The organism is uncultured Campylobacter sp. (genome assembly GCF_938017705.1).
Classification (GTDB): domain Bacteria; phylum Campylobacterota; class Campylobacteria; order Campylobacterales; family Campylobacteraceae; genus Campylobacter_B.
Genome location: NZ_CALIIS010000031.1, coordinates 1 through 7,196, shown reverse-complemented (window position 1 = coordinate 7,196; position 7,196 = coordinate 1). Strand labels below are relative to the sequence as shown.

Below are 7,196 nucleotides of genomic sequence, written 5' to 3'. Positions count from 1 at the left end.
TTTGCAATCACGGCTACTCGAACACTCTTACCCGTACCGGCAGGTAAAACGACCGAGCCGCGCACCATCTGATCGGCATGTCTTGGATCTACGTTTAGTTTAAGAGCGATCTCCACCGTCTCGTCAAATTTAGCAGAAGCTAGAGTTTTTACTGTGCTTACCGCTTCGTCTACACTATAAATTTTATTTACGTCAACTTTTTTTAAAAGTTCGTTGAATCTTTTTGAATTTTTTGGCATATATTTCTCCGCAATTAAAGTGCTACCGCTTTTTTAAACCTTAGCGGTCAAAAGGTCTAGTCAGTGACCGTAATACCCATAGAACGAGCCGAACCCGCTATAATCCTAGCCGCTTGCTCTCTATCTTTGGTATTCAGATCGGCGATCTTTTTCTCGACGATCTCTAAAACCTGAGCCTTAGTTAAGGATGCTACCTTCTTTTTAAGAGGGTTGTCCGAACCTTTATCTATCTTCGCCGCCTTTTTGATCAAATCCGTCGCAGGCGGTTGCTTAGTAATGAAAGTAAAGCTTTTATCGGCGTAAACCGTGATGATAACAGGAATGTTGAAACCCGCCATATCTTTGGTTCGCTCGTTAAACGCTTTGCAAAATTCCATAATATTAACGCCCTTTTGTCCTAGCGCAGGACCTACCGGCGGGCTTGGATTTGCTTTTGCGGCCGCTATTTGCAGCTTGATTTCGCCAACAACTTTCTTAGCCATAAATTTACTCCTTATAAAATTTAAATAATCTTTTCAACTTGCGAGTATGAAATTTCAATCGGCGTGCTTCGTCCGAAGATCGAAACATTTAGGCGAAGCTTGCCGTGGATCATATCATACTCTTCTACGATGCCGTTGAAATTAGCAAAAGGTCCGTCGACGATCCTAACCGTCTCTCCGTCTTCGAAATTTATCTTCGGCTTAGGAGCCTCGCGATTATTGATCTTTTCTAGAATTATTTCGATATCTTTTTCCGGTAGCGGAGAGGGCTTTTTCGCCTCGCCGATAAAGCGACTGACCTTAGGCAGCATCTGAATTCTATGCCATAAAGTGGTATCCAAATCTAAATTTGCAAAACAATACCCTGGATATAAGCTACGCTCTTTGATGGTTTGCTTTGTATTTTTGACCTCTATCACATCTTCGGTAGGCACTAACACTTCGCCGATCTTGGCTTTAAGTGCTTCGTCCTCTTTTAGCGCCTCTATCGCGCGCTTTACCGCCATCTCGCTGCCGGCGTAAGTTTGTATCGCATACCATTTATTTGCCATATTGTATCCTTGCTTAAGCCGTTATTAAAGCGGACATAATTAGATCCACTAGCGCTAAAAACAGTGCAATAACTACGACTACGACGACCACAGAGATATATGCTGTTTTAGTCTGATCTTTAGTCGGGAAAATTACCTTATCTAACTCTACTTTTGCTTGTTTATAATACTCTTTTACTTTTTCCATACCCAATCCTCGTGGCAGGGCAAGAGGGATTCGAACCCCCAACCATCGGATTTGGAATCCGGCGCTCTACCGTTGGAGCTATTGCCCTATAAACAATTAGCCTTTTAACTTTACTTCTTTATGAAGCGTGTGCTTTTTTAATCTAGGGCAATATTTTTTAAGTTCTAGTTTTTCGGTCGTAGTTTTGCTATTTTTATAAGTAGTATAGTTAATATCGCCACTTTCGGAGCATTTTAATCCGACCTTTACTCTACTTGAATTCTTTGCCATTTAGTTTCCTTGAATAAAAAAGCAAGCGGAATTTTAAAATTCCGCTTGCAAAAAATTAAGCGATGATTTTCGAAACGACGCCTGAACCTACGGTATGACCGCCTTCGCGAATCGCGAAGCGAGTACCTTGCTCAAGAGCGATCGGAGCAATTAGCTCAACGGTGATTTTAACGTTATCGCCAGGCATTACCATCTCGGTCCCCTCAGGAAGAGTAATCGAACCGGTAACATCTGTAGTACGAACGTAAAACTGCGGTCTATAATTATTAAAGAATGGAGTATGGCGTCCGCCTTCTTCTTTAGTTAGGATATAAACCTCGCCCTCAAATTTAGTATGAGGAGTGATAGATTTTGGTTTGCATAAAACCATACCGCGCTCTACTTCCTCTTTCTTAGTACCGCGCAATAAAACACCTACGTTATCGCCGGCTTCACCTTGATCCATCTCTTTTCTAAACATCTCAACGCCGGTAACGGTAGTAGTTTGAGTAGGTTTAATACCTACGATCTCGATAGTATCGCCAACTTTAACTATACCTTTTTCGATTCTACCGGTTACAACGGTACCACGACCGGAAATCGAGAAAATATCTTCGATCGGAAGAAGGAAATCTTTATCGGTATCGCGAACAGGAGTTGGAATATAGCTATCAACCGCGTCCATAAGCTCCATAATCTTTGCAGACCATTCGCCGTCTTGTCCGGCCTTAGCTTCCTCAAGAGCCTTAAGGGCAGAGCCTTTAATGATTGGGGTTTCGTCGCCAGGGAATTTATACTCTTTTAAAAGATCTCTAACTTCCTCTTCGACTAGCTCTAAAAGATCCGGATCATCGACCATATCGGTTTTGTTTAGGAAAACTACGATATAAGGAACGCCTACCTGGCGAGAAAGTAAGATGTGCTCGCGAGTTTGAGGCATAGGACCATCTGCAGCGGAAACAACTAAAATAGCTCCGTCCATCTGAGCCGCGCCGGTAATCATATTTTTTACGTAGTCGGCGTGACCAGGGCAGTCAACGTGAGCATAGTGACGCTTCTCGGTCTCATATTCGATGTGAGACGTAGCGATAGTAATACCGCGCTCTTTTTCCTCTGGAGCGTTATCGATATTGTCGTAGTCCTTTAGCTCAGCTAGACCTTTCCTGGAAAGAACAGCAGAAATAGCAGCTGTCAAAGTAGTCTTACCATGGTCAACGTGACCGATGGTACCAATGTTTACGTGTGGCTTGTTACGATTAAATTTTTCTTTAGCCATCATATCCTCCGTTATTGATTTGTGGATTACACAACAAACTAAGCGACTCTATTTTATGGAGCTCATAGCGGGACTTGAACCCGCGACCTCTTCCTTACCAAGGAAGTGCTCTACCTCTGAGCCATATGAGCCTAAACTCAGGCAAAGAGAAATCGCTACCAATACCCAACAATGCGACCAAAATTTAGATTATGTAAGCATATAAAAGCAGTTAAGTTTTACAGCTCCCAGTAAACCTAAATGGTGGAGCGGGAAACGGGGCTCGAACCCGCGACCCTCAGCTTGGAAGGCTGATGCTCTAGCCAACTGAGCTAATCCCGCATCAAAAATTCATGGTGGTGAGACGTGGATTCGAACCACGGAAGGCAAAGCCAGCAGATTTACAGTCTGCCCTCGTTGGCCACTTGAGTATCTCACCCTTTGATGAAATCTGGTCAAACACTGTTACAAAAAATGGAGCTGGTGGACGGGATCGAACCGCCGACCCACTGCTTACAAGGCAGTAGCTCTACCAGCTGAGCTACACCAGCATTTTGAAATTGAAGTGGCAATTATAACCGAAAAATCCCCAATTGTCAAGGCTAAAACAGCCTATTTTAAAATTTCATAAAATTTCTGCTATAATGCGCGCAATTTTAAATTTTAAGGAATTTTATATGAAAATCGTACCTTGGATCATAATAGTTTTTATGATTTATTTGATTTATTATTTTATCTCCCGCTCCGAAAAGCGCCTAAATACCCTTGAAAAGCGCCTAAATAAGATAGAAGAAAACTTAAGCGAGATAAAAAAGGCTACCGAAGCCAACAGGCTTTTGATCGAAGAAGCAAAGCTGGACTCTGAAGATGACGCAAAAGAGCAAGAATAAAATTAAATTTAAATCCATGATCTCGCTAGCTTAGCTTTTTTGCTAAATATCTCGTGCTAAAAATTATGAATATATTTTATAGTGCACTTTGGCATTTTTGAAAGAAATTTTGCCGCAATGTCAGAACCGCGAAGTGCAAGAAGCCCATGCGTAACTAATTTGAAATTTTACGAAATTTAAAATTCGCGTTTTAATCCTGCAACGCTAAGCAAATCCACGCGAATTAATAAATCAAAATTCCAGCCATTAGCCGCAAATTCCATATAATTTCAAATAACGTCGCATAAAATTAAAATTCTGCCAAAATCCATCCTACAATTCAACTCCTTAAAATTTTGCGCAAATCCCTCAGCTAAAATTCTAAACTACAAAATTTTAGTATTTAAAATCATATTAATCAACCCCGCCGCAGAGCAAAACTTGTGGGTTTGCCGCCCCGTGCACCGCTTCAGGCTACTTTGTCCAAAAGCTCAAAGACGCAAACCGCAACCTTTACAAGCTAAAGATAAAATTTAATCATAATTTTTAAAAACCAAAATTTAAAAAGCACAGAATTTTACCCCAGGATTTGAATTGAGTAAAAAGACGGCGAAATGCAGGAGCTTCTAAAACGCAAAATTTATCCATTGGAATTTTCCTCGCCCACAAGCGCTTCAGCGATGAGTTCCAGCGGATTTACGCACCTCATCTGCGAGCCACTTAAAGAAAGCGAGTTATTTAGCTGCATCCTGCACGCACTGCACTCGGCAGAAACTACGCGCACAGGCAGATCTGCCATTGCACGCGCCTTAGCTAATCCCACTGCGCGCGCGAGCTCGTAGCGCTCGGTTTGCATCGTCACGCCGCCAAATCCGCAGCATTTATTAGGCTCATCCATCTCGGTTATTTCGTAGTTTTGAGCGAGCAAGCCGCGCGGTTCTTTCCAAATACCCTGCATTTTGCGGGCATGGCACGGATCGTGATAGGTAATCGCTAAAGCCCTTTTGCCGCGGCGCATCAAAAGATCACTTAAGTTTGTAAATTTATAAAAGTATTCGCTCGCCATAAAAATTTTACTCGCAAGCTTTTGCGCACGGGCTTTCCATCGCGGCTCATTTTCAAAAAAATGCGCGTAATCCACCCGCAACATCGCAGAGCACGTAGCCTCGGGCACGATAATCGCATCAAGAGCAGGCAGAGCTTTTTCGAAATATGCTATATTAAATTTTGCCGCGCGTCCAACCGCTGCAAAATCTCCCGTAAAATACGCAGGAGCGCCGCAACAGGCTTGTTCCTTCATCAAATTTACGTTTAGCTTTAGCGCTCGCGCGATATGTAAAACCGCCTCGCCTACGCCCGTGTAAGCGTAGTTTGCCATGCAGCCTATAAAAATTCCGATAGTTTTTTCGCCGCCGTTGTCGATAAATTCTGCGTGCGAGTTCATAAAACTCTTTTTTGCAAGCGCAGGTAGCAAGCGCTCTTTTTTAAGTAGTGGCAAGTCAAATCTAGGCGACATAGAGCTTTGCGTATCTTTTCGCATCTTAAAGCCACAGCTAAGAAACACGTATCCAAGCGCTGCTGCTAGATCCAGCGCTTTGCGGTGCCCGAGCAGCCAAAACGCAGCTTTTTTGTACCACGCGATGCCAAATTTCTCCGCAATGCGCGCGCGAACATTCTCGATTGCCGTATCTATGGGCAAAGACTCGCCGCAAATATCTACGCAGTTGGTGCATAAAAAGCAGCTCTCAAAAAATTTCTTAGTGTTTTTATCAAGCTTTAGCTCATTTCTGCCGTAAGCGCCCAAAAGATCCACAAATCCGCGCGGGCTCGTTACTTCATCGCCGTTAATGCCATGAACCGTGCAGACTTGGATGCATTTACCACATTTTACGCAACGCTCGCTAAGTGCCGCAAAATCGAACGCTCCAAGCTTTGCCCTACTCATAGCCGCGCCGCTTAGACGGTTTTAGAAAAGCGCTTTTCGCCCAAATTTTTATCCATATACTCATCAAAGCACATCGCGATATTACGGATCAAAAGCGTGCCGGTAGGCGTTACTGAAATTCTATGCGGCGAGACTTGTACGAAATCCTTTAGCGCCTCAAGCTGCTTTAGGCTCGCGCCGAAATGCTCGAAAAATTTTATCTTAAATTTCTCCTCGATCGCCTCTATATCTACGCAAAAATTACTCATCAGCCCCATAATCACCTCTTTACGCAGCAGATCCTCTTCATTTAGCAAAACGCCCCTGCAATACGGCAGCCTGCCCGCATCTATCGCGGCCTCGTAAGCGTCCATATCTTTGAAATTTTGCGCGTAGTGGCGCGCGCCTTCGCCGATGCTAGTTAGCCCGATGCCGATCAGATTGGCGCCGCCCTTGGTCGTATAGCCCTGGAAATTGCGGTGTAGCGAGCCGTTTTTAAGTGCAGTATGAAGCTCGTCCGCGGGCTTTGAGTAGTGATCCATACCGATCATCTCGTATCCGTTCGCGCTCAAAAAATCGTGCGTAAATTTTAAAATTTCAAGCTTCACTTTAGGCTCCGGCAAGGTCGTTTCGTCAAATTTACGCATAGATTTTTTGATCCACGGCACGTGCGCGTAGTTAAAGATCGCAAAGCGGTCCGGATCAAGCGAAAGCGCAAGCTCCAGCGTGCGCTTAAAGCTAGCTAGGCTCTGATACGGAAGGCCGTAGATCAGATCCATATTTATCGATTTTATCCCCCTCTCGCGCGCCATGGCTATGACGTCCCTAGTAAGCTCGAAAGGCTGGATGCGGTGGATCTCCTTTTGCACGCGCTCGTCGAAATCCTGCACGCCGTAGCTGATGCGATTAAAGCCGTTTGAAACAAGCACGTCGAGCTGTTCGGCGTTTAAAAATCGCGGATCGATCTCGCAGCTGATCTCGGCTTCGGGGCTGAAGCTTTTAAAATATTTTTTGATATTTTTTATGTGGCGCGCGAGCTGTTCGGCGCTAAAATACGTAGGCGTGCCGCCGCCGAAGTGCATCTGCACGACCTGGCGCGAGCCGTCCACGATGCTGCTTAAAATTTGCATTTCGCGCTCGATATAGTCCAAATACCGATCCATCTTGTCGCGCTTGCCGGTGTAGATTACGTTGCAGCCGCAAAAATAACAGGCGGAGCGGCAAAACGGCATGTGAAAGTAAAGCGACAGGGGCGTAGAGCTTTTCTGATTTTTCAGCTCGTTCAAATACTCGTCGTAACTGAAATTTTCGCTAAATTCCAAAGCGGTGGGATAGCTCGTGTAGCGAGGCCCCGGGCGTGAAAATTTCGCGTAAGCGTCAAAGTCTATGCTATTCACGGCTGCCCGCCTTGGCTTTGATAAGCTCTTCGATATCGATGAA

8 protein-coding genes, 5 tRNA genes and 1 pseudogene are annotated in these 7,196 nt (G+C 44.4%); 1 reads left to right on the top strand and 13 read right to left on the bottom strand.

The features are described from left to right. From Q0605_RS01695 to Q0605_RS01645, 11 genes and pseudogenes are all read right to left on the bottom strand, one after another. Nucleotides 1-239 (bottom strand): annotated as a pseudogene (locus tag Q0605_RS01695) (50S ribosomal protein L1); the annotation flags it as partial. Between the two features lie 56 nt (nt 240-295). Continuing rightward, entirely contained in the window at nt 296-721 is a 426-nt protein-coding gene (gene rplK / locus Q0605_RS01690; protein ID WP_005872629.1) for a 50S ribosomal protein L11, read from the bottom strand. A 20-nt stretch (nt 722-741) separates the two neighbouring features. After that, nucleotides 742-1,272, bottom strand: coding sequence for a transcription termination/antitermination protein NusG (gene nusG / locus Q0605_RS01685; RefSeq protein WP_298703648.1), 531 nt, complete (start codon nt 1,270-1,272; stop codon nt 742-744). A 13-nt stretch (nt 1,273-1,285) separates the two neighbouring features. Next, entirely contained in the window at nt 1,286-1,459 is a 174-nt protein-coding gene (gene secE / locus Q0605_RS01680) for a preprotein translocase subunit SecE (protein WP_005872632.1), read from the bottom strand. A gap of 12 nt (nt 1,460-1,471) precedes the next feature. After that, nucleotides 1,472-1,547, bottom strand: a tRNA-Trp gene (locus Q0605_RS01675). Nucleotides 1,548-1,555: 8 nt separating this feature from the next. Further along, the gene (rpmG, locus tag Q0605_RS01670; RefSeq protein WP_005872634.1) at nt 1,556-1,729 is read right to left on the bottom strand and encodes a 50S ribosomal protein L33; all 174 of its coding nucleotides are present in this window, start codon (nt 1,727-1,729) and stop codon (nt 1,556-1,558) included. 55 nt (nt 1,730-1,784) lie between these two features. Next, complete coding sequence (gene tuf / locus Q0605_RS01665; protein ID WP_040304280.1) at nt 1,785-2,984, bottom strand: elongation factor Tu; 1,200 nt, start codon at nt 2,982-2,984, stop codon at nt 1,785-1,787. A gap of 56 nt (nt 2,985-3,040) precedes the next feature. Further along, nucleotides 3,041-3,115 (bottom strand) — tRNA-Thr (locus tag Q0605_RS01660). Between the two features lie 113 nt (nt 3,116-3,228). After that, nucleotides 3,229-3,305, bottom strand: a tRNA-Gly gene (locus Q0605_RS01655). 12 nt (nt 3,306-3,317) lie between these two features. Beyond that, a tRNA-Tyr gene (locus tag Q0605_RS01650) sits at nt 3,318-3,402 on the bottom strand. A 36-nt stretch (nt 3,403-3,438) separates the two neighbouring features. Further along, a tRNA-Thr gene (locus Q0605_RS01645) sits at nt 3,439-3,514 on the bottom strand. A gap of 126 nt (nt 3,515-3,640) precedes the next feature. Here Q0605_RS01645 and Q0605_RS01640 point away from each other — a divergent pair. After that, a complete protein-coding gene (locus Q0605_RS01640; RefSeq protein ID WP_297882846.1) occupies nt 3,641-3,853 on the top strand; it encodes a hypothetical protein in 213 nt (70 codons plus the stop codon). Between the two features lie 619 nt (nt 3,854-4,472). Here the strand turns inward: Q0605_RS01640 and Q0605_RS01635 are convergent. Both Q0605_RS01635 and hemN read right to left on the bottom strand, forming a co-directional pair. Beyond that, nucleotides 4,473-5,777 (bottom strand): (Fe-S)-binding protein, encoded by a 1,305-nt coding sequence (locus tag Q0605_RS01635; protein WP_298703645.1) that lies wholly within the window; start codon nt 5,775-5,777, stop codon nt 4,473-4,475. An 11-nt stretch (nt 5,778-5,788) separates the two neighbouring features. After that, nucleotides 5,789-7,153, bottom strand: coding sequence for an oxygen-independent coproporphyrinogen III oxidase (hemN, locus tag Q0605_RS01630; RefSeq protein WP_298703643.1), 1,365 nt, complete (start codon nt 7,151-7,153; stop codon nt 5,789-5,791). Between the last annotated feature and the right edge of the window lie 43 nt (nt 7,154-7,196).

Coding starts and splice junctions, on each gene's coding strand:
- rplK (WP_005872629.1), bottom strand. CDS start 721: ATGGCTAAGAAAGTTGTTGGCGAAATCAAGCTGCAAATAGCGGCCGCA.
- nusG (WP_298703648.1), bottom strand. CDS start 1,272: ATGGCAAATAAATGGTATGCGATACAAACTTACGCCGGCAGCGAGATG.
- secE (WP_005872632.1), bottom strand. CDS start 1,459: ATGGAAAAAGTAAAAGAGTATTATAAACAAGCAAAAGTAGAGTTAGAT.
- rpmG (WP_005872634.1), bottom strand. CDS start 1,729: ATGGCAAAGAATTCAAGTAGAGTAAAGGTCGGATTAAAATGCTCCGAA.
- tuf (WP_040304280.1), bottom strand. CDS start 2,984: ATGGCTAAAGAAAAATTTAATCGTAACAAGCCACACGTAAACATTGGT.
- Q0605_RS01640 (WP_297882846.1), top strand. CDS start 3,641: ATGAAAATCGTACCTTGGATCATAATAGTTTTTATGATTTATTTGATT.
- Q0605_RS01635 (WP_298703645.1), bottom strand. CDS start 5,777: ATGAGTAGGGCAAAGCTTGGAGCGTTCGATTTTGCGGCACTTAGCGAG.